The following is a 22,158-nucleotide window of genomic DNA, read 5'->3' as shown; positions in this document are numbered from 1 at the left end:
ATGGCTTAAAGAGAGGTGCCCATGAGCGGTAAGCGTTATCCCGAAGAGTTAAAAATTGAAGCAGTCAAACAGGTTGTTGATCGTGGTTATTCTGTTTCCAGCGTTGCAACACGTCTCGATATCACCACCCACAGCCTTTACGCCTGGATAAAGAAATACGGTCCGGATTCTTCCACTAATAAAGAACAGTCAGATGCTCAGGCCGAGATCCGCCGTCTCCAGAAAGAGCTGAAGCGGGTTACTGACGAACGGGATATATTAAAAAAAGCCGCGGCGTACTTCGCAAAGCTGTCCGACTGAGGTACGCCTTCATCCGTGACAACATCTGTTGCTGGCCTGTTCGCCTGCTCTGTCGGGTGCTGGATGTTCATCCCAGTGGTTTTTACGCCTGGCTTCAGCAGCCGCATTCACAACGTCATCAGACAGACCTGAGACTGACAGGACAGATTAAACAGTTCTGGCTGGAGTCGGGATGCGTCTATGGTTATCGCAAGATCCATCTGGATCTGCGGGATACCGGACAACAGTGCGGAGTTAACAGAGTCTGGCGACTGATGAAATGTGCCGGAATAAAGGCCTAGGTTGGATACCGAAGCCCGCGGCCACGTAAAGGCGAGGCCAGTATAGTGTCGCCCAACAGGCTCCAGCGACAGTTCAATCCGGATACTCCGGATGAGCGTTGGGTAACGGATATAACCTACATCAGAACCCACGAAGGCTGGCTGTATCTTGCCGTGGTTGTCGATCTGTTCTCACGTAAAATTATCGGGTGGTCAATGCAACCCCGGATGACAAAGGACATTGTCCTGAATACATTGCTGATGGCCGTATGGCGGCGTAATCCCCAAAAACAGGTGCTGGTTCACTCGGATCAGGGCAGTCAGTACACAAGCCATGAGTGGCAGTCTTTCCTGAAATCACACGGCCTAGAGGGCAGTATGAGCCGTCGCGGTAACTGCCATGATAATGCGGTTGCAGAAAGCTTTTTCCAGTTGCTGAAGCGTGAGCGGATAAAGAAAAAGATCTACGGAACGCGGGAAGAAGCCCGCAGCGATATTTTTGATTACATCGAGATGTTTTATAACAGTAAGCGTCGGCATGGTTCTAGCGATCAAATGTCACCGGCAGAATATGAAAACCAGTATTATCAACGGCTCGGAAGTGTCTAGATTATCCGTGGCGATTCAATCTGCTGAGTTTCAGATTCTCCGGCACTCACTGTTGAATCGTAAGAAAGTCCGGGTTCCCGGTGGACGTGGCCTTATGGCTTACGGGCGAATCGACGTTCAAGGTATTCCAGATTATAGCAAATGCGTGGTATCACGATGAGAAAGAGCTTATGTGTTTTTGCCTTTATCGTGCTGACAATCCTATTCGTGTGTATCCTTCCTGACGGTTTCATCTATCATTATGTAGAGAAAAACGTGGAGATTAGTGGTGACGGTGAGGCAGCGGTGGATAACTTTGAATCTGTTATTCTGCTAATCAAGCTGGGTGCATCCGCAGTGCTCTCCTTGCTCATAGTTTGGGTAGCTAACCGTCGATACAAATAGCCAAGAAAATCCCTAATCAGTACTAAACGTCTTCATACTCGGGCAGCGGTACCATTTTGGGACCTCTGCCTCTTCTGTCCTTTGACTGTCTGCATAGATACAGATTTTCCCATCACTGCTACCAGGCCTGCCTGGCCTTGCTGGAAAACAGCAGGAAACCGCCTCATAAAATCCTACCTAATCAGATGCCGGAATAGCATTGCTGTCGGCAGAAACGTTGAAAACTTCAAAAAGCCATGAAAATAAAACAGATGCGCTTACATTGAAAGACCCCTTATCTTTTGTGATGTTATCATTCAAACATAAAATGTGATGATAGTGACTTTTAAGACCGGTAATTTTGTGTTCTTGTGACATTTGTCACTTTAAAGATGTTCATCATTGTTATAGTTCTAACATTGATTATGCTAATGATTCAGATAAATCTTATTGACGCATTCTTTGGTTTGTCAGCTAAGGATGAAGATTGTTAGGGGAAAAGATGAAGTATCTTATTGGTATCATGAGTTTTTTAGTAATTTTCATTCTTGCAATCCTTGCCAGTAACAACCGGGGGGCTATCCGCTATCGGCCATTGGTCGTGATGTTATTCTGTCAATTTACGTTTGCCGGTTTGTTGTTGAAAACAAGCGTGGGTAACCAGGTGATAGCCGTTATTGCTGGCGCGTTTGCCCATTTAATGGCCTATGCGAGTGAAGGGGTTAACTTTGTCTTTGGTGGTTTGCAAAACCATGGCGAGCTCTCTTTCTTTATTAGCGTCCTCTTGCCTATAGTTTTTGTGTCCGCTCTTATTGGTATTCTTCAACATCTGAAGATACTAGGCTTCCTTATCCGTTACATCGGATTGGGACTCAGTAAGATTAATGGTATGGGGCGGCTTGAGTCGTATAATGCGGTTGCTTCTGCAGTATTAGGTCAATCAGAAGTATTTATTTCAGTTAAGCAACAACTGGGTCTTCTACCTCAACATCGTCTTTATACGCTGTGCACATCTGCAATGTCGACTGTGTCAATGGCCATAGTTGGTGCTTATATGGCGATGTTAGAACCACGCTATGTAGTCACCGCTCTGGTGCTGAACCTGTTTGGCGGGTTTATAATTGCATCGCTACTTAACCCTTATCAGGTCGAACCACAAGAGGATATTCTTACCGTATCTGAAGGCCATCAAAGTTTCTTTGAAATGTTAAGTGAGTATATTTTAGATGGTTTTAAGGTTGCGCTCATTGTTGGGGCAATGTTGATTGGATTTATTGCGTTAATCACTATGATGAACGCCATATTTACCGCAATATTTGGCATCTCATTTCAGGCGCTTCTGGGATATTTGTTTGCTCCTATGGCCTACCTGGTTGGTGTTCCATGGCATGAAACGGTGGATGCAGGGAGTCTGATGGCCACCAAAATTGTAAGTAATGAATTTGTCGCGATGCTGAGCCTGAAAAGTATGGCTGCTGAATTCTCAGTACGCACTATGGCTGTACTTTCGGTATTCCTGGTATCGTTTGCTAACTTCTCATCTATTGGCATCATCGTAGGTGCTATTAAGGCGCTGAATAATGAACAGGGTAACAGCGCAGCTCGTTTTGGCTTGAAATTATTATATGGTGCTACGTTGGTAAGTTTCCTTAATGCGACCATTGTTGGCCTGTTTTTCTAAATTCACAAAGTAATAATCTAATAGTATGTAATCATTATGCCTCAACGTTTTTAAATGTTGGGCCCTTACTCAGCTTTAATAATAAAGAAGCAATATAAGGGATTATTGATATGTTAAATTGCTGTTTTTTAAATAAACCTCTGGCTACGATTTTATTAATGTCTGCATCAATGTCACCGATATATGCAGCTGAAGAATCGAAGAGTAGACCACCAAATGGTGTAACTAACTTTATCACAGACAGTAGCGCTGATATTTCCTTGAGAAACCAATTCAAAAACCTTAACTCCTCTGACTATGGTGAAAGGTCAGTGCAAACAGCCTGGGGGCAAGGGGTAACATTAGATTTCCGTTCGGGTTATATTGCCGATATTATTGGTTTTGATACATCGTATTATCAAGTATTTAAGTTGGCCGCAAGTGATGATTTCGCTGGGCGCAGCGTCTTATACAATGATAATGGGAAAGCAAAGGGATTTCATAAATTTGGCCAGTTATATGCTAAATTGAAACTTGACGGTGAAGATAGCTATTTCAGACTGTATTCTGGTTGGCAGATTATCAATAAATGGGGAGCGTTGACGAATTCGAGTCGTGCGATACCAAGTACCTATCAAGGATGGAAGATGGATAGTGAGTTTGGCCGACTCGCTTTTCGCGGTGCATGGGTTGACCGATACAGCGATCGTGATTCTCCTGAGCAGGTTCATTTCCAGACTGCCGATCGTAAGAAAAATATAAGTTACCTGGCTACAGGAGAGCTCAGCTATAAACAAAAGGATTATAGTGTGCTTTATTTTTATGGCGAAAGTCATAACTATATGCAGCGGCATGGCGTGGAAGTCGGTTGGCAGCCTCAGTCTTTAGCTAAGAATCAGGGCCGAGTACTTACCATGTTATATATGAACCATGGTCTCAAAGATTTCAAAGCGATGAGTGCTGATTATCGTCCATTCAATAATGATGCATGGCATGCTGCATTTTACCTGGAATGGAAACAGCATAAGTGGAAAAATAAGTTTGGTGCATCCTGGACCAGGGCTAATTCTTCAGACGATCACCTTGGGTATTTTGAACGACACATGGCAAAGAATAGTCGCGGAAGATTCAATTCTATGGCGGATGCATGGGGTAATGACTACGTCGGTAATAACGAAAGATCGGTGGCATGGACGACGGAATATAACTTAACGCCAGAAGTGAATATCGGGTTACAAAGCGCTATTGGATGGGGGATGAAATACCACTCCCGAACAATTGAGCGTGGTGAGACTATTTTGTTCTCGAGGTGGAAACCATCGTGGGAAAAGAATTTAAGTTTCCAGTTGTCCGGTGGCCCTTCCTGGAATTACCAAAGTAAAAAAAATCGGCCAATTCTAACCGACGATGGTAGACCAAAGCGTGCAGTTAACCATTCTATCGAATTCCAGATTGATTATGCATTTAATCTATTCTAATTGTTAACCTGTTTAAGGATAAATAACCATGTATAAATATAAAATGATTCGTTCGGCGGCTTTCGTTAGCGCTCTTATTTTCAGTGTGCCAGCTTTTTGCGCCAATCCGGTGTCATCCGATACCGGTATCGGCGCAACATTGCAGCAGATTACCGAGCAATATCCTATTCATTTCATTTCTATAGAACAAATTGTTAAAGAGTTAAAGAATAAGCCGCCGATGGATGTCGGTTTTGATATTGATGATACTATTTATTATTCTACTCCTGCATTTATCCATGGTCAGAGAGAATTGTCACCTAAAAGCAATGAATTCCTGAAGAAAAGTGAGTTTTGGGATCGACTTAGTAACGGTTGGGATAGTTTTTCCGTCCCCAAAAAATCTGCATCTGAATTAATTAAACTGCATCTGGAACGTGGAGATCGTATTTGGTTTGTCACCGGTCGACCAAAACCCACTAACGGAAAAGAGACGGTGACTGAACTGTTGGGGAGAGACTTTTCCATCCCGCATGAAAAACTTAATAAAGTTATTTTTGCCGGAGAAGATAAAGGGGCAAAAGTACAATATATCCGTGACCGAAATATCAAGTTATATTATGGAGATTCAGATGGCGACATTAAGGATGCTCGTGAAGCTGGCGCAGAACCTATTCGCGTGATGCGTGCACTGAACTCCTCTAATCAGCCTATGCCTCGCAACGGCGCGTTAGAAGAAAAAGTATTGGTTAACTCTGACTACTGATTGTTTCATTTTCGCCCCCCACCAGTCAGGGTGGGGGTAGCGAAAACTGAGGAATATATGGCACAGTGAGTTTGGGCATCTGATTAAAGGTAATATACTTACCTCAACACAAAGCAGGTGATTTCATGAACAACAAAACTAAGCATACTTTCCCCCTGAGTTCAGGCTGGAATGTGCATAGCTGATTGGTATAAGAGTTACTCTTATCGACAGGCCAATGGGGCAATGAATGTCGGTTTTATCCCTTTCGAAACCTGGATTAGTCAGCTCAGGCGGAAGCGGCAGGATATTTTCTTTGAGGTATAAATTAAGGTTTAACTTACAAAATGGTCCGTGCTACAACGGGGCATATCTTATCGGCCACATCCGTGCTACCGGGCGAACAATACATCAGGTCATCCTTAACCCGACGCATATCCAGAAGGTGATTAATCTGCGAAGTGATTCATCACGCAGGCGAAGCGGGGTGAAAAGTTATCGCCAATAAGAACCGTTTCCTCATTCAGCCGCTTTAACATATACAGCTTGTCGGCATGTTCGTAAGCGTCGAAGAAGAGGTAATCGACAGCGTCCGTTGCATTATCATCGGGGGATTTTTCGCGTCCCTCGGGGGTGAGCATGAAAACGCCGGCAGTATGTCCAAGCGGACGAGCATACCGAAAGAACAATTTTCGGTTTACAGCAAACTCGCCGTCATCGCTTTTGAGCTTTCCTTGCACTGATAATGAAAGATGCCCGGAGTTGTAGCTGGTAATCAACATGATTCCGTGGAGTTCCTTTTTGGTATTCTGGATGTCGATTATCGACGTGAATTCCGAGGAGCAGGAAAAACTGATTTCTTGTTTTTTAGCATTCCCAGTGATAATCAAATAGGCGATAGCTGCCAGCCCAATAATGACTATTACGACTGACCAGAGTAAAAAAGAGTGATCGCTTTCCTGCTTCATATCATTCCTCATGATGGCGATACTGGCTGATGCAATGGTAATAGCCGAGGTTGAGGCCGCATTCAGCGGCAAACGACCACTCAACCAGGTTATGGTTGCTCGCCCAGGTATTAAGATACAGGTCTTTAGGATGCGAGCAGTTGGGGCTAATCCCCACGGACTTGAAAATATCCAGCGCTTTCTTTTCGGTTATCGTGTCTGTGAGGGCATTTCCTAATATATGTACACGGCATTGCTCGTAGTCGATGGTTCGCAAGATAGCTGCGTCCGTCATGGCTATATGATTGGGTATCCATGTTAACCACGCTGTTGCCAGTACGGCGATGCAGGTAATTAACGCTGTGATAGCGACAGGCCACCGGTTTGGTTTCTTTCTCCTCGGCGTCGGTGCAACATAGGCAACTCTGGCGGCCGTTTGCGCTTCTTCCTGTAGCTGAATATTGATATTGACGTCGCCCATCCGAAATCCAATACGAGGAATGGTAACGATGAGTTCTGCAGGATGACCTGTCGACGTAATGGCTTTGCGCAAAAATGAAATGTGCTGGTTAAGATTCGCATCCGTCGCTCTGGCGCCATTATGCTGGAAAACATTCAGCAGAATTTCATCGCGCGAGGATATCTCTTTACCATTTTGCAACAAATAGAGCAGTAATTGTGTAGCCACGTTATTCAATGTGGCTATTTCACCAGATGCCACGTCTTTTAGGGTATTTTTAAGTGGTCTGAAAACTAAACCATCACCAATAATTACGGATTTAATTTTGTTTATTGGTATATGAGAAATCACTGATGTCTCCTTTAAAGCAGGATATCTCGCATTCGAGTGGGGGAAGCAACAGCATAACATAATTCATTTATAAAAAGAGGTTGTGCCATAGATCGCTTTATTATCATTTACATAACAATATTTTAATATTCTTTATGTAATCATTCATTCTCCTTCCTTTCTTTCACTATCTTATTGTCAGCACTCACTTTTGGTATCCCTTTCAATTTTTAAAAATATTTTATAAATATATTTTGCCAGTTATCTGTTCTAAATTAAAAAATAGTTGATAGTTAAAAACTCTATAAAAACTATAAATAATAGACATTAACACTGTAGGTTGCGTGTTTTTTGGCTGGTTTTTAGGTAAATGATCGATCTGCAGGCGGGAAAGCAACACGATTTCCTGAGTTTGATTGATTCCGTATTTTGGCATTGTGTCAATTTTTCGTCGACTTAATATAAGCCCCGAAACAGCGTAAACGACTGTGGACGGTATTTCTGATGGAATACCAATGAAGTTCAAAATACGGTGCGGTTCGAGATGGATTGTTTGCAAGGATATGCGTTGCCGCCACCGCGAGATCGGGTTTTCCCGGACAGGAATTGTCTGCGGAAATAGATCGTCGGAATAACCCAAAAACAGATATAAGGTTAAGTAGTAATATGAAAATGAAAAACGTGGCTGTGGCCTGTGCGCTGATGGCGGGAATGACTTTTACTGCATCTTCTGCTTTCGCTGCAAAAAATGTTGAACCGACTAACGGTAAAATCCACTTCACCGGCTCTCTCGTTAATTCCGCATGTGGTCTGGCGCCAGAATCCAGCCCGGTGCAGGTGAATTTCGGCGAGATCCCAACTTCTCAGTTAAAAGACAACCAACGTGCTGGCGTTAAACATGCCAAAATTGTTCTGCAGGGTTGCGATACGACTGTCGCAAAAACCGCTACCGTGACTTATACCCCGGCAACGATTGATGCAGACAACAATGCGCTAGCCGCCTTCACCTCTGGTACCGCCAAGGGCGCAGGCATCGGTATGGTTGACAGCGGCAACCAGGATGTTGAGTGGGGTAAAGCGGCCTCTCAGGTCAACATTACCGATGGCGAAACCGACATTGATTTCGTCGCTTACCTGCAGGCAAACAACGCATCTGCAGCGGTAACTCCGGGTGATTTCGAATCTACCGTTAATTTCCAGATCGATTATCAGTAACGATCTGCAGCGGGCGCATTATCGCGCCTGCTTAACCCTTCCTGCGAATAACTGAAAGGAAATGCGGTTATGCCTGGATGGCGTATTTTACTGCTTTTTATCTTCATATCGCCTGCATGGGTTTCGGCTGACACTCTCCGTCTTGTCAGTACGCCCGGAAAAATGCGTATGCGGGGAAATATTATTGAGGCTGCTTGTTATGTCGATCCGCGCGACCGGTCGCTACTGGTTGAATTCGATGATCTCTCAGCCAGAGATATTTCCGGTAAACCTGAAAAAGTATCTGCGCATAATTTCAGCATTCATTTGCTGGGATGCTCACTAGGGGATTCTCAACACCCCGGTAATGTGTTTCAACGCGCCAATATTACTTTTTCCGGTGCCCCCGATAGGGACAATCCAGATTATCTGAGCGTGCAATCGGAAACTGAAAATTTAGCGATAGAAATATACGACAGCAAAGGACAGCAAATTCATCTGGGCGAACCATCACCGGACTATGTACTTAACCCAGGAAAAAATACGCTCAAATTTACGGCTTATTTGATCTCCCGCGACGGAAGAATGACATCTGGCGAATTTACTGCGGTCACGCATTTTGTTGTGAATTATCTCTGAGCTGCACTGCATTTCGGGTATCTGAAGGTTGCGAACGAAAATGATCACGCTGAAAACAGATAAAAAACGTCTGGCGCTATTTATTGCTCTGGTCTGCGCCGCTTCATGGGCTGAAGCGGATGAGGCTATTGAATTTAATACCGACGTACTGGATGCCAGCGACAGGCATAATGTCGATTTACAGCGTTTTTCCGAAGGCAACTTTGTGGCTCCCGGAGAATATCTGCTGGATGTTCGAATTAACAGCCAGGAGATTCCTCAGCAGACAATCCGTTATATCGCCGATCCTGCTAACTCACATAAATCTATGGCGTGTCTGACGGCGCAACAACTTGAGTTACTGGCGCTCAAAGAAGAGGCGCTGACCCATATTCATGCCATTAGCGCAACCTGCTATGACATTTCCCACCTGCCGGGTGTGGCGCTGAATAATAGCGCAGGCGTACTGGACATTACCGTGCCTCAGGCATGGATGAAATATACCGACCCAGACTGGACGCCGCCTGAGCGTTGGGATAACGGCGTCGCCGGGCTGATTTTTGACTACAGCATTTCAGGGCAGGCCACGCATTACGAACAGGGTGGCGATCACTATCGCTCTCTGTCCGGCTATGGGCAGACAGGTTTTAACCTCGGCGCATGGCGTTTTCGTGGCCAGTATCAGGCCAATTACACTTCAGATGATAATCATGGGCGTATCGACTGGGATCAGATCTATGCATATCGCCCGTTACCGATGCAGGCTGCAAAACTGACGGTCGGCGAAATCTATTTGAATTCTCAGGTTTTTGATTCGGTGCGCTTCACCGGGGTCAACCTCGCCAGCGATGAGCGTATGCTGCCGCCAAATTTGCAGGGCTACGCGCCTGAAGTGCACGGCATCGCCCGCAGTAATGCGAAGGTCACCGTCAGTCAGCAGGGGCGTGTTATCTATCAAACCACCGTCCCTGCGGGGCCGTTTAATATTCAGGATCTGCACGGTTCGGTACGCGGTACGTTGGATGTGCGCGTCGAAGAGCAGGATGGCAGCGTACAAACTTTCCAGGTCAATACGGCTGATATCCCTTATCTGACGCGTCCGGGCTATGTTCGCTACAACGCCGCGGTTGGTAAGCCGTCGCGTTATAACCACGACGTTCAGGGCCCTGCTTTTTATAGCGGCGATTTTTCCTGGGGGGTGAGCAATGCATGGTCACTGTACGGCGGTGCGTTGCTCACCGGCGAGCGCTACAACGCCTGGTCGATGGGGATAGGACGGGATTTAAACTGGCTGGGAGCGCTGTCGGCCGATGCGACGCAATCCGTGAGTCGGGTGAAGCATCAGGCTGAACAAAAAGGCATGTCCTTTAAGCTCAGCTACGCCAAAACCTTTGATGAGTACAACAGCGCGATTACCTTTGCCGGGTACCGCTTTTCACAGCGAACCTTTCGCACCTTCTCGCAGTTTCTCGACGAGCAGTATGAAAGTAACAACAGCGCCGGCAACGAAAAAGAGATGTACACCGTTACCGGCAACAAAACCTTTTTTGCTGACGATCCGCATTTAGCGACCACGTTATACCTTACCTATACCCACCAGAACTATTGGGATCGCGGTTCCCAGGATCGTTACGGATTATCGATGGGACACAGTTTTTCCTTCGCGGGAATCCAGGGGATCAGCGCCAACCTCGCGGCTTATCGCTCTGAGTATCAGGGCAAACGGGACGACAGTCTTTCGCTTTCAATTTCAGTGCCATGGGGCGATGGCCGCTCCATGGATTATGAATTACAGAACAGCGGTAACCAGACCAGCCAAATGGTTTCGTATTCCGATAACCGCGATCGTAATAATCCGTGGCGTTTGCGCGCAGGGGTTTCCGGGGAAGGGCGTACGGCATTTGATGGTTATTACCAGCATCGCAGCATGATGGCGGAGCTGGAATCGAACGTCAGCTGGCAGCAATCACGCTATTTCTCCGTAGGCGGCACGGTACGCGGCGGCTTTACGGCGACGCGTCACGGGGCGGCGTTACATAACAGTCAGGCGTCAATGAATACCGCCAGAGTGATGGTTGATACCGATGGCGTTGCCAATGTGCCGCTTAACGGCGAACAGGCGCACTCAAACCGTTTCGGTATTGCCGTTGTACCGGACGTCGTCAGTTATCACAGCTTTGATACCCGTATCGATGTGGACGTCATGGACGAGGATATTTCCGCGACCAAAGCGATCGTGACTAACACCCTGACGGAAGGCGCCATTGGCTACCAGCGCTTTGCCGTCGCGCAGGGGCAAAAAATGATGGCGCTGCTGCGCCTGAAGGATGGCTCGGTGCCGCCGTTTGGCGCCGAAGTGTTTAACGCCAACGGCGTCAGCGTCGCCATGGTGATGGAAAACGGCATGGCCTGGATTGCGGGGGTGAATCCGTCCGAGCGTCTTTCCGTTGCCTGGGCTGGCCGTGCGCAGTGTCACTTACAGGTGCCACAACAAATCAACCCGGAAGGTAACGTGCTGTTGCCTTGTGAATAATTTCAATAACCTGAATGAATTTTGTCATGAATAATCAATCTCTTAAATTCGCGCGCCGTTGGCTTAAACCCGTCGCCTGTGGCCTGTTTTTTATTGCCCAGATCAATGCTTCGTGGGCGGGTATTGCGCTCGACCGTACACGCATGATTATCACCGGTGATGCTCGCTCGGTAAGTGCGAACTTAACCAACACCAGCCCAAGCATTCCATTTCTGGCTCAGTCATGGGTAGAGGACGCACACGGAACAAAAATTACCTCGCCATTAATGGTCTTACCGCCGCTGCAACGGATTAACGGTGGGCAGAAGGGAATCGCCCGTGTGACGAAAACCAGCGGAATTAACGCGTTGCCACAGGATCGCGAGAGTCTGTTCTACCTGAACGTGCGTGAAATTCCGCCAAAACCGGATAAGCCGAACGTGCTGCAGCTGGCGATGCAGTCGCGGATCAAATTGTTCTATCGGCCGACAGCTATCGTGCCGGAAACGCCGGGGGCGGTGTGGCAAAACCAACTGATCTTTCACAAGCAGGGTCAGCGCTGGACCGTGGATAACCCAACGCCATACTTCGTCACCTTAATCGGCTTAAGCCGCAAACCTGAAGCCCAGGGCGGCGGCAGACTGACTGATTTCCCGGGGATTATGATCCCGCCAAAATCCTCTCTCGATTTCAACGTCTCGGACGCCAGCGTCAGCCAGTTCAGCATGATGTACGTGAACGATTTTGGCGGTCACCCTGAATTGAAATTCAGCTGCACAGGCAATGTGTGTAAAGCATTGCCGATGGAGCAACAGCCCCGGTAAAGGACTCGTAAATGAAAAAGATGCTTTGCGCTCTGCTGATGGCAGGCATGGCCTGCTCGGTTCAGGCCACAAGCGGCCGCCATGATATGAGCAACGTTTCCGGCGAGTATGGCAACGTCCGCTTTCACGGTCGGGTATTCGTTTCGCCGTGCGTGCTGGATATGGCTTCACGCGATCAGACCATCGATCTCGGTGATATTTCCGCCAGCCGCTTTCGCCAGAGCGGCGATCGCAGCGATCCGGTATTGGTGACGCTGCACCTGAATGGCTGCTTAAAAGGCTCCGGGCACACGTTAAAGGACTTTCCTGGGCAGACCAGCGAGCTCCCTGAGCTGTCGCACAGTACGGTGGAGCGTGGCGTTTCGATGACACTGATGGCCGAAAGTGCGCCGGAAAACAGCGATCTTGGGCGGATTCGCGGCGATGTGCGCGGCGCGGGCATTCGGCTACTGACCGAACGCAACCAGTTGATCCACCTGAATCAACCGCAACGCATGTGGATCCTCAAGCCGGGCGATAACGCGATTCACTTTCTTGCCGCGCTGGAATCTTTTGGGCAGGAGGTGACCGCTGGCGAATTTAACGGTCTGGTCAGACTTAAGCTGGAGTATCTATGAGCGTATTGCACAAAGCGCTGCTGTGGGTCGTCCTGGCTGGCTGTCCGCTGGCCGGGCAGGCATTTACTCTCGGTGAGGGAGAACCTCAGGGCGGATCGCCGCATCAGTACGATATTGAACTGAACTCACTGGATGTCAGCAAAAACCACGAGGGCGGCAGAACGGATCCGTTCACCTGGAATTTGGGCAGTTGGTATGTCGTGGATTTTCATTGTGAGCAGGCCGACATCTCGCGCCAGCCGATTTACTACACCACCACGACCACCATGCCGCCCTCTAATCAGGGAGCGAACCGTTTTCGTCTGAATGATTACCTGGATGTGGAAGTGAAGGTATGGGTCGCCGGGCGGTATAACGACTACGTTCAGGCGCCGTTCACCAACTTTTCGAATCGCTACAACGACCATAACTGCAAAAAGCGCAAAGGCTACGAGCGAGCCACTAACATTGAAAGTGGCTCTAAAGGGAAAGTGACGTTTATTGTCACTAAACCCATTATTAACGGCATCAATATCACTTCTCAGTCGCTGGTGGAGGTTGCTGGACGTCTGGGCAGCGCTGGCCCTACGCCGACAACGCCAATTTCCCGTGTGGTCATTAAATCCGGGCTCATTACCGTGCCGGACAAATGCATCTTTAATCGCGGAGACAAAATCAGCATTGAATTTGGCGATCTGCCAGGCTCCGCCGCCCGGCTCAACGGCACCAACTACAGCAAGTCGATCCCCATTCATGTGGTCTGCGAGGGGGGGAGCTTCGATCAGGGCGCGTTGAACATTAATCTTGGCGTACAAACTACCACGGCGTCAGGCACGGCGGGATTTAACGATCATCTCCTCGGCACGCTAAGCGGCGGCCAAAAACGCGACGATCTCGGCATTGTGATTAAAGACGCGAGCGGCGGCACCGTCGTGCCCAATCAGTTCTACAACGTGAAGGGTTTTTACCAGAATCAGGGCGACTGGAATCTTACCGCCGCGCCGGTGGCCAAACCGGGCGTGGGAAGCGTCAAAGAAGGTGAGTTTGAAGCCTCCGCCACCGTTGTCGCGCAGTTTCAGTAGGGGGATGCCATGAGATTTACGCTGTTAATCGCCACCAGCGCGCTACTGCTTGGCGGCTTGGCGCAGGCCGACACTAAGCTGGTCGGCGGCGATATGTATTTTCACGGCACCATTCGAGCGCTGGCCTGCAGCCTTGCGCCAGGAGGCGACAAAATCGAGGTCGATTTCGGGCAAATCGCGACCCAGGACCTTTATCTCTCGGGGCGCAGTAAGCCGAAAAAATTCAGCATTGAGTTACGCGACTGCAACCCGGAGGTTTTTCGCGGGATCTCGGTCACTTTCAGCGGAAGTGAAGATGCGGAGCTGGCGGATCATCTGGCGCTGGATAGCAGTGAACAAGGCGCCTCCGGAATCGGCATCGGAATGAGCGAAGAGGATGGTACGGCAATTCGCCTTGATGAAAGCACGTCAGTCAAAGAGATTACTGAAGGCTCGATGACGCTGAACTTTTTGGCATGGGTCGCGGCGGAACCGTCGGCGTTAAAAAATCAGACTCTCGAATACGGCCCCTTCAGCGCCAGCGGGACCTGGACGCTGAACTACCAGTAGCATGATGAACGCATTGCATCGTATTGCGCCGCTGCCGGCGCAGAAATTATTGCTGGTTGTCAGTCTGTTTTTCTGGGGTGGGGCAATGCATCTCTACTGGCCGAATAACGGCGGTAGCGGTTTGTCGTTGCCGCTAAATATAACGGCCTGGATTTATGCCGTTGTGCTGGCAGCTAGCGCATTGATGCTGGTACCTCGTCAACGCTGGCGGATAACTATACCCGCCGCGGGGTTTACGATGGGGGCGCTCATTCTGACGTTGCTTTGTCTGTTGACGCCTGAGGTTTGGCGGTCCGAGGCGCTGCTGGTCGCGGGGGCGTTGCTGGGAGGCGTGCTTGTCTATTTGGCGACGTTGCAAATTCCGCTTACGACAAACACGCTGACAGTACTGCTGGCTCTGCTCTGGGGCGCGTGCGTCCTCGAATGTCTGGCGTTTACCTATCAATACTGGCATTGGCCGGGGGTGAATTACTGGGAGTTTGCCTGGCGGCGCGGTACACGCCCCTACGGTATTTTTCAGCAGGTTAATCTGATGGCCAGCTTCACGGCGTGTGGCGTGCTGCTGTCAGCATTGCTTTTTTTACGGCTACGTGGCGGATATCGGATTATCATCGCGATTGCTCTGGTGATAATGGGATTTGTACTGCATGAGTCTCAGTCGCAAACCGGTTACCTGTCTGTGGCGGTAGGCGAGGTCTTGCTGCTGGCGGTTTTTCCTGCGCAGCGCCGTACGCTGCTGTTACTCCTGCTGCCGCTGGCGATAGGCATGATAGCGGGCGCGCTTGCTCGCCATTTCTTGTCGGTGGTGACGATTAATCACCTGACGACCTCCCAGGTGCGCTGGACGGTGTTGAAAGCATCGCTGGCATTATTTGCCGAGCGTCCGTGGACCGGATGGGGCGTGGGCAGTTTCGCCGCCGTGTTTCTTGAACGCGCGGGGCCGTTGGGGCTGAGCAGCATCTCGCATCCGCATAACGAACTGGCGCTGTGGCTGGTGGAGGGAGGGCTGGTTGGACTGCTGGGGGCGCTTTGCTTTATGGCGAGTGGTTTATGGCTCTGGCTGTACGGCAATCGCTGGCATCGCGCCTGCCTGGTGGCGGCGCTACCCGTGGTTATCCATATGCTGACGGAATACCCCGTCAGGCAGTCAACGCCACATTGGCTACTGCTGATTTTGTTGCTTCGTTGCGCAGACTGCCGGCGAAAAGGGGCCCGGCTGCCGCTCACCCTGGCGTCGCTGTTGCGCGCTGTGGCATCGATCGCGGTTGCTGTCATCACTCCATTGTTGTTTCTCACGCTGCATACGCAACAGCAACTGACGCTGGCGGAGCGACAATCAACACAGTGGCGTCTGGCCGAATCTCTCCCTGTGGGAGGCTGGCTGCTTGCCACTCGCTACCGGTTTGATGTCCAGATGGGGTATCTACAACGATATCAACATACCCGTGATGAGCGTTGGCTGGCAGCCGTTCGCCGCTGGGCGCCTGACTATGTGCGTGTTCAACCGGACCCGAATGTCTCCTTCACGCAGATCTTGCTGGCGTTACAGCAGCGAGACCTGGCCGAGGCGCATCGTCTGGCGACACGCTTTTGTCTGGTATACCCGAATGATAGGCGTATTCCATGGCTGCAGGATGCGCGACGTCCTTTTAATCAAATAATGGAGTGAGATAAACATATCCTCTTATCGGCCTGCGTTCATCACTGAGACAGAACGACCTGCGCGAGCCGATCGGTGATGTTATCAAGCGTGCAAATCTTAATCCGATGGTCTCGTGAATCAGAGAGGATAACCGTTTCTCCGTCGCCTTCGATTTCAAGAATAAATCTCGCCCCCAGGCGTCTGGAATTTTTATAGCGGGTGCTGATTCGTTGGGGGGAGCAGTCGTTGATGATGCTTAAATAGGGAAATTGCTGACGCAGGCTACGCCCGAGCAGCACTGCCTTAGCAGCCACGCGAGGCTGGCCTGCAATAATCACAATGTCGGTCGGCGGATGCGCTCTGGCGGGTTGGGGACGATAACCGAGCAGAGTGACAATCGGCTCCATCATGAATGCAAAGCCGCAGGCGGAAACCGGTTTTTCAGCAATACGGCTGGCGCAGGCGTCGTATCGGCCGCCACGGCTGATGATTAACTCGCGCTCCATGGCAATGCTGCGCCATTCAAAGACCAACTGACAATAGTCATTGGCGGGAAACAGCGCAGGATCGTATTGCCAGGCAATACCGGCTTGGGTCAGGGCGTGCTGAAGTCGCTGGAATCGATGACGGGAGTCAACGGTAATAAAATCCGCCAGGCAGGGCGCCGCAGGAGCAAGACGCTGAAGAAGGATATCCTCATGATGGATCAACCACTCCGGATGTTTCTCCAGCCAGTGCTGCTGCTCCGAGTTCAGCAAACGCGAGATGGGCTGGTAGTAATCGCGCAACGCCCGGCGGAAAGCCGCCAGCGAGGCCTCGTCACCCAGCATATTAATATGCAGTTCCGCCATTTCACCGAGGCCAATACGCCTGAAGAAAACCGCCTGCATAACCAGATGCTCAAGTTCGATATCAACCCCCGGCATGCCGAAGGCTTCGACGCCAATTTGATGATTTTGCCGGATATCTCCATCCAGAGAGCGTTGACGGAACATGGCGCCCGAATACCAAATCCGGCTCATTACTGCGGTATGAGGGTTATCGGCCATCAGGCGCAGACATCCGGTTGTCCCATCGCCACGTAATTTTCCCTTGTCGGCCATCACCGGGCCGCCTGGGGCGAATAGCGATGTATGTTCAAGTAAGGGTAACCTGATTTGTTGATAGCCATGCTGGCGTAGAAACTGTTCAGCCTGAAGTTCCAGCCAGGTCCACTGTTCTGATGGGGAGGATTCATATTTACGCGGGCGGCCGCAATGTCGTGCCCGCAGCGGCCTTTCCATCTGGGCTTCAAGTTGCTGGCTCAACGCTGGCGAGGCGAGCAGGCAATTTTGCGCCAGCGCATGGCGAATCCTGGTCACCAGCGCCCGATTGACCGGTTGCCGGCAGAATTCCTGGAAGTGGGCCTGTCGCTGTTGCTCATTCTCACCGAGCTTGAGCCAGACAGGATGGGGGACTATCAAACCTGAAGGCAGATTACCGTGACTATGGCACCCCGGGCTCCCGTCCTCGTCACATTCAATAAAGCGCTTCACGGCCAGGAAATAGGTTTCAGGTTCCAGGGGGCTGCATAAGTAGCGGCTATCCCACAATGCGCCATGACGTTGGTAACGACGATTGTAATAAGGCACATAGCTGCGTCCGATATGCTGAATAAAACGGCTCAGCGCCTGTTTATCCGGAGCGCTGACCAGCAGCAGGATACGTGGGACGGCAAGTGACCAACTATGAATAGACACGGCGTAACGTTGCGCCGCGTCTTGCATACACCGTTCGAAGGCCGAGTAATCCTCCTCGTGGCGGAATAACTCCTCGCCATTATGCCCGCGAAGCTGCGCCATATGCGGCATCCCCGGAATAAATAATCTGTTTTTTCTCGGCATGTCCACGGTTCTCTGCTTAAGGATCTCGCTGTGTGTCAGGGTGAAATGCTGAAGGCGGGATTAGCGCCGGGACGAGTACCGTCCTGCCGCACGGTACCCAATCTGGACGTGTTTACTGGCAGTGCTGTTGCAGCCAGTCAATGAGCGCTTTCTCTTCGAGCGTCATTTGACGGGAGCTGGCGAGGTCCCACAGCCGTATCTCATTGTCGGTATTCAGCGTGATTATCGCGCGACACTGACTTTGCAGGGCGGTCTGATGCTGGCGTTTAAGTTTGTTGCCGCTGCAATCCACCATCACGCTTAACTTTTCAATACGTTGGCGCAGTAGCTCCGCCAGCATCTGGGCCCGCAGGCCATCATCCTGACATTCACTGGTAATGACCACGTCAGGGTGAAAATGCCACAACGGATTATCTTTCTGGCTGACGGTCTGAATCAGTAACAGCAGGCGTTCGATACCGATGGCAAAACCGCAGGCTGGCAACGCCTTCGGATTGAATAACTCCGCCAGGCCGTCGTAACGGCCACCACCACAGACAGTACCCTGCGAGCCCAGTTCATCAGTCACCCACTCAAACACGGTGCGGGTGTAGTAATCCAGTCCGCGCACCAGACGCGGATTGATGATATAGGGGATGTCGGCCTTATCGAGCAGTTCGCAGAGCAGCGAAAAATGGTGACGGGAGTCTTCGGACAGGTAATCCAGCAATCGCGGCGCCTGTTCCAGCATAGGTTGCATGGTCGGATTTTTGCTGTCGAGGATGCGTAATGGGTTGGTTTCCAGCCGTTTGAGGCTATCTTCATCCAGTTGCTCACGATGAGCATTAAACCAGTCAACAAGTGCGGCTTTATGGGCCCGCCGTTCATCCGGCGTGCCCAGAGAATTAATTTCCAGCCTGACATGCGGGGTCAGGCCCAGCTCCTGGAACAAATCCCGGACCATAAAAATCATTTCAGCATCGACGTCCGGCCCGGCCATGCCGAAGGCTTCAGCACCGAACTGCGTGAACTGACGCAGCCGTCCCTTCTGCGGGCGTTCATAGCGAAACATCGGGCCCTGATACCACAGGCGCTGGGTTTTGTTGTAACACAGATTATTTTCCAGTACCGCACGCATACAGCCGCTGGTCCCCTCGGGTCGCAGCGTAATCTGTTCGCCGCTTTTATCCGTAAAGTTGTACATTTCTTTGGCCACGATATCTGTGGCTTCGCCAACAGCACGTTCGAATAAGGCGACCGGTTCCAGCAGGGGTAAGCGGATCTCCTGGTAACCATAACGGTAGGTCAGACGCCGGAATTTATTTTCAAGCCACTGCCAGATTGGCGTTTCGGCGGGCAGTACGTCGCGCATACCACGTATGGCTTTTAACTTTGCACTCATCGTTTATGACTCCTGATGCGAAATTCCCATATACTGTGCAGGTCTGGCGGGTTCCGGTTGGCGCTGCAACCCACCAGATTGTCCAGCGGGCAGCGGCAGTTTGCCGCTGCTCACTCTTATGCCGCCCGTTGCGCCAGGTCGGCAATTACGTCATCGATCAGCGCATCAATCCGGGAACTGTCCAGGTGGTGAGCGGTGGTGATCAGATGGGCTACGTTGCCGGACGTTGCCAGGCAGTGTTTCTTCCATACCCATTCAGAAGGCTTCGGAAAGACCACCGTGATGGAGTTTTTGTGGCACAGCGCGTCAATACCTGCTGCTTTAAAGCGATCCACGGCGTATTTCGCCATGTTGAGGCTGTGACCAATGCGGCGATGCCATTCGGCATCGGTATGGCTGCGAACGGCGGCCCACATCATCAAAGGGGTATGACCGTTGCGTGACCCTGAAATCGTTTTATCGTGGGCAGAGATGTAGTCGATCTCTACGCTGATACGGTCGACGTTGGCTTTCTTGGCTACCACAATGCCGCATGGAATCGGAGAGCCGATCATTTTGTGTCCGGAAACGCCAATCGAATCGATACCATCCGCGAAGGTAAACGGTTGTGGATCCTCCACGAAAGGCAAGATCATGCCGCTTAGCGCGGCATCCGCGTGTAGATAATAATCTTCACGTGGGATCCCCAGCGCAGCGATACGTTTCTGTATCTCAGCGATATTATCAACAGCGCCGCGTACCGTTGTGCCAATATTGGCGAAAATGATGGGATGGCGTTCGCCTGAGGTCCTGATTTTATTGATCAAATCGTCATAATCCATTTCTCCGTCTGGCTGAGATTCCACCAGTTGCGATTTGATACGCAGCAGTTTGACGATTTTGGCGACGGAATAGTGAGTATCTTTTGAATAGTAGAGCGTGCCTTCCGGGAACAGTTCTCTTCCCAGATAGCAACCAAACATATTACTTTCTGTGCCGCCGTTGGTGACATAGCCCCAGCTTTCCGCAAAGGGGATTTTGAATATGCCGGAGAAATACTCCATGACTTCTTTTTCAAAGTCGAAAGAGTTGAGTAAATAGTTACAGTACTCCCCCCAGTCACCACAGTTATTAATTGAGAAACGCAGAAAACGCTCCAGCATGGTGTAATCAAAATCAGCAGATTCAGGGTAGCCAATATTAAAGTAGCGATTTTTTACACAGTATGACCAAAATGCATCGAGTTTATTTTGATCGGCAATAGATAAAGACATATGAATCTCCATATTTATGTTGGTGAATAAAATATTATTTTTGAAGGTAAAGAATATCCTGGCCTTTTTTATTACGTCCGGCCGCGACAAAAGAAAACAGAGGAATGGTTACCATCATCATAATTGTGCCCCAGAAAATGGAATCGGTACCCGAACCGAGCAGGGCGAATATACTGTAAATCATACCGATGACAGTCAGGACGCAATAAAACATAAAACCACGTCCACGGTTGAGCTTTTTAGAAACCATGATGATAGGTAGCGCGATAATGGCATACATATAAGGCAGCAGGGAGGCAAATACCGACATCAGAATCACCACCTGGAACTGTTTGGCGAGATCGGGGGAAGCCGTCAGTAACAGCACCAGACTCATCAGCACGCCAGAAATAATCAGACCTTTCATCGGGACATCATTTTTATTGGTCTCGGCGAAAATCTGCGGAAATAACCCCTGTTTCGCCCCGGCCCGCGGCCCTTCTGACTGTAGAATCAACCAGCCGGAAATGGAGCCAAAACAGGCGATAATACTCAGCGCGGAGGCGATGTTGCCGGCCATATCGCCAAACATATAGCGTGCCGCATCGGCGAATGGGGCGGCAGATTTGACCAGTTCGGCGTGGGGAACCAGGCCCATGATAACGGTACAGCTACCGACGTAACATACGGAGGCAATCAGCAGACCATATACGGTTGCGCGAGGTACCGTGCGTTCAGGATTTTCCACCTGTCCGCTGGAAACCACGGCGGATTCCACCCCTAAGAAACCCCACAGCGCAATGGAGGCCGCGGAGACGATCGCTGAGCTGTCGCTGTTGCCCGTCCCGTTGTAGACTTCAGCGAACATTTTCGGGTCAAACCAGAACCAGCCGACAATGCCCACACCCAGTACGACGACCAGCATGCAACTGGCGGTGAAGGACTGCGCGCGCCCGGCCGTTTTAGCCCCCAGGCTGCCTAAGGCAATAAATGCCCACAGAATAGCGATAGCGGTGATACAACCGTAAACCGGATTATGAAGCGCCGGGAAGAAGTAGCTCAGATAGCCGACCCCGGCGACGAGGAGCGCGACGTTGCCAATCCAGGCGCTAATCCAGTAGCAAATCGTCGTCTGAAAACCGATGAAAGGGCCAAACGCATCGCTGGCATAGGCCACGATCCCTCCCGCGCGAGGGGTAATGAGGCTGGTTTTAGCGAAAACCAACGCCAACGCAATTACGCCAATAATAGTAAACAACCATCCCCATAGTGAAATATATCCCACTCCGGCGAGATTGGTCGGCAACATAAAAACACCGGAACCCATCATATTTGATGCGGTCACAAGGGTTAGTGCCGTTAACCCCATTTTTTGCGCAGTACCCGCGCTGACGCTTCCCATATATATCCCCTCTGTATTAAGTAAATGCTTACTTGGTTATTAAACGCATTTTTTCACAGGGCAGGGGGGGGAATATGATCTACATCATTTTTTGAAAATGATATGCGCGAAT

17 protein-coding genes and 2 pseudogenes are annotated in these 22,158 nt (G+C 50.1%); 13 read left to right on the top strand and 6 right to left on the bottom strand.

All coding sequences use genetic code 11. From position 1 onward, the window contains the following. Positions 1–21 precede the first annotated feature (21 nt). The 5 genes and pseudogenes from AC2CGP_RS12465 to AC2CGP_RS12445 all read left to right on the top strand — a co-directional run. Positions 22–1,169 (top strand): annotated as a pseudogene (locus AC2CGP_RS12465) (IS3 family transposase). Between the two features lie 865 nt (positions 1,170–2,034). Then, positions 2,035–3,213, top strand: a complete 1,179-nt coding sequence (locus tag AC2CGP_RS12460) for a NupC/NupG family nucleoside CNT transporter (RefSeq protein ID WP_032706453.1) — start codon at positions 2,035–2,037, stop codon at positions 3,211–3,213. Between the two features lie 110 nt (positions 3,214–3,323). Further along, positions 3,324–4,670: an OprD family outer membrane porin gene (locus tag AC2CGP_RS12455; protein ID WP_226938473.1), complete on the top strand. Its 1,347-nt coding sequence runs from the start codon at positions 3,324–3,326 to the stop codon at positions 4,668–4,670. A 28-nt stretch (positions 4,671–4,698) separates the two neighbouring features. Further along, the gene (aphA, locus tag AC2CGP_RS12450; protein WP_046883070.1) at positions 4,699–5,415 is read left to right on the top strand and encodes an acid phosphatase AphA; all 717 of its coding nucleotides are present in this window, start codon (positions 4,699–4,701) and stop codon (positions 5,413–5,415) included. Between the two features lie 125 nt (positions 5,416–5,540). Next, positions 5,541–5,706: pseudogene (locus AC2CGP_RS12445) on the top strand (IS3 family transposase); the annotation flags it as partial. Positions 5,707–5,843: 137 nt separating this feature from the next. On the opposite strand, the gene AC2CGP_RS12440 reads toward AC2CGP_RS12445, so the two are convergent. Further along, positions 5,844–6,362, bottom strand: a complete 519-nt coding sequence (locus tag AC2CGP_RS12440) for a hypothetical protein (RefSeq protein WP_015703385.1) — start codon at positions 6,360–6,362, stop codon at positions 5,844–5,846. Between the two features lies 1 nt (position 6,363). Next, positions 6,364–7,152, bottom strand: coding sequence for a winged helix-turn-helix domain-containing protein (locus tag AC2CGP_RS12435; RefSeq protein WP_032712485.1), 789 nt, complete (start codon positions 7,150–7,152; stop codon positions 6,364–6,366). 645 nt (positions 7,153–7,797) lie between these two features. On the opposite strand from AC2CGP_RS12435, the gene AC2CGP_RS12430 reads away from it, so the two are divergent. From AC2CGP_RS12430 to AC2CGP_RS12395, 8 genes are all read left to right on the top strand, one after another. Continuing rightward, complete coding sequence (locus AC2CGP_RS12430) at positions 7,798–8,346, top strand: fimbrial protein (protein ID WP_015369827.1); 549 nt, start codon at positions 7,798–7,800, stop codon at positions 8,344–8,346. Between the two features lie 69 nt (positions 8,347–8,415). Next, positions 8,416–8,964 (top strand): fimbrial protein, encoded by a 549-nt coding sequence (locus tag AC2CGP_RS12425; RefSeq protein WP_032712484.1) that lies wholly within the window; start codon positions 8,416–8,418, stop codon positions 8,962–8,964. A 40-nt stretch (positions 8,965–9,004) separates the two neighbouring features. Next, positions 9,005–11,476 carry a fimbria/pilus outer membrane usher protein gene (locus AC2CGP_RS12420; protein ID WP_484502350.1) on the top strand — a complete coding sequence of 824 codons (2,472 nt, stop codon included), beginning with the start codon at positions 9,005–9,007 and terminating at the stop codon, positions 11,474–11,476. 26 nt (positions 11,477–11,502) lie between these two features. Further along, the gene (locus AC2CGP_RS12415; RefSeq protein WP_045359446.1) at positions 11,503–12,279 is read left to right on the top strand and encodes a fimbrial biogenesis chaperone; all 777 of its coding nucleotides are present in this window, start codon (positions 11,503–11,505) and stop codon (positions 12,277–12,279) included. Between the two features lie 11 nt (positions 12,280–12,290). Then, positions 12,291–12,896: a fimbrial protein gene (locus AC2CGP_RS12410; protein WP_015703381.1), complete on the top strand. Its 606-nt coding sequence runs from the start codon at positions 12,291–12,293 to the stop codon at positions 12,894–12,896. After that, entirely contained in the window at positions 12,893–13,957 is a 1,065-nt protein-coding gene (locus AC2CGP_RS12405) for a fimbrial protein (RefSeq protein ID WP_015369834.1), read from the top strand. The genes AC2CGP_RS12410 and AC2CGP_RS12405 overlap by 4 nt, the downstream gene beginning before the upstream one ends. A 9-nt stretch (positions 13,958–13,966) precedes the next feature. Beyond that, complete coding sequence (locus AC2CGP_RS12400) at positions 13,967–14,506, top strand: fimbrial protein (RefSeq protein ID WP_015369835.1); 540 nt, start codon at positions 13,967–13,969, stop codon at positions 14,504–14,506. 1 nt (position 14,507) lies between these two features. Continuing rightward, complete coding sequence (locus AC2CGP_RS12395; protein ID WP_484502349.1) at positions 14,508–16,175, top strand: PglL family O-oligosaccharyltransferase; 1,668 nt, start codon at positions 14,508–14,510, stop codon at positions 16,173–16,175. 32 nt (positions 16,176–16,207) lie between these two features. On the opposite strand, the gene AC2CGP_RS12390 is transcribed toward AC2CGP_RS12395, so the two are convergent. From AC2CGP_RS12390 to hdcC, 4 genes are all read right to left on the bottom strand, one after another. Beyond that, entirely contained in the window at positions 16,208–17,989 is a 1,782-nt protein-coding gene (locus tag AC2CGP_RS12390) for an ATP phosphoribosyltransferase regulatory subunit (RefSeq protein WP_228304164.1), read from the bottom strand. A 154-nt stretch (positions 17,990–18,143) separates the two neighbouring features. Further along, positions 18,144–19,412, bottom strand: a complete 1,269-nt coding sequence (hisS, locus tag AC2CGP_RS12385; RefSeq protein WP_045387180.1) for a histidine--tRNA ligase — start codon at positions 19,410–19,412, stop codon at positions 18,144–18,146. Between the two features lie 116 nt (positions 19,413–19,528). Beyond that, positions 19,529–20,665: a histidine decarboxylase gene (locus tag AC2CGP_RS12380; RefSeq protein WP_015369839.1), complete on the bottom strand. Its 1,137-nt coding sequence runs from the start codon at positions 20,663–20,665 to the stop codon at positions 19,529–19,531. Between the two features lie 34 nt (positions 20,666–20,699). Next, entirely contained in the window at positions 20,700–22,046 is a 1,347-nt protein-coding gene (gene hdcC, locus AC2CGP_RS12375) for a histidine-histamine antiporter (protein WP_484502348.1), read from the bottom strand. Positions 22,047–22,158: the final 112 nt, after the last annotated feature.

Source organism: Klebsiella sp. SYXHC3, assembly GCF_057196925.1.
Note: the sequence above shows the minus strand (reverse complement) of the source record. Positions and strands in the feature narration are given on the sequence as shown.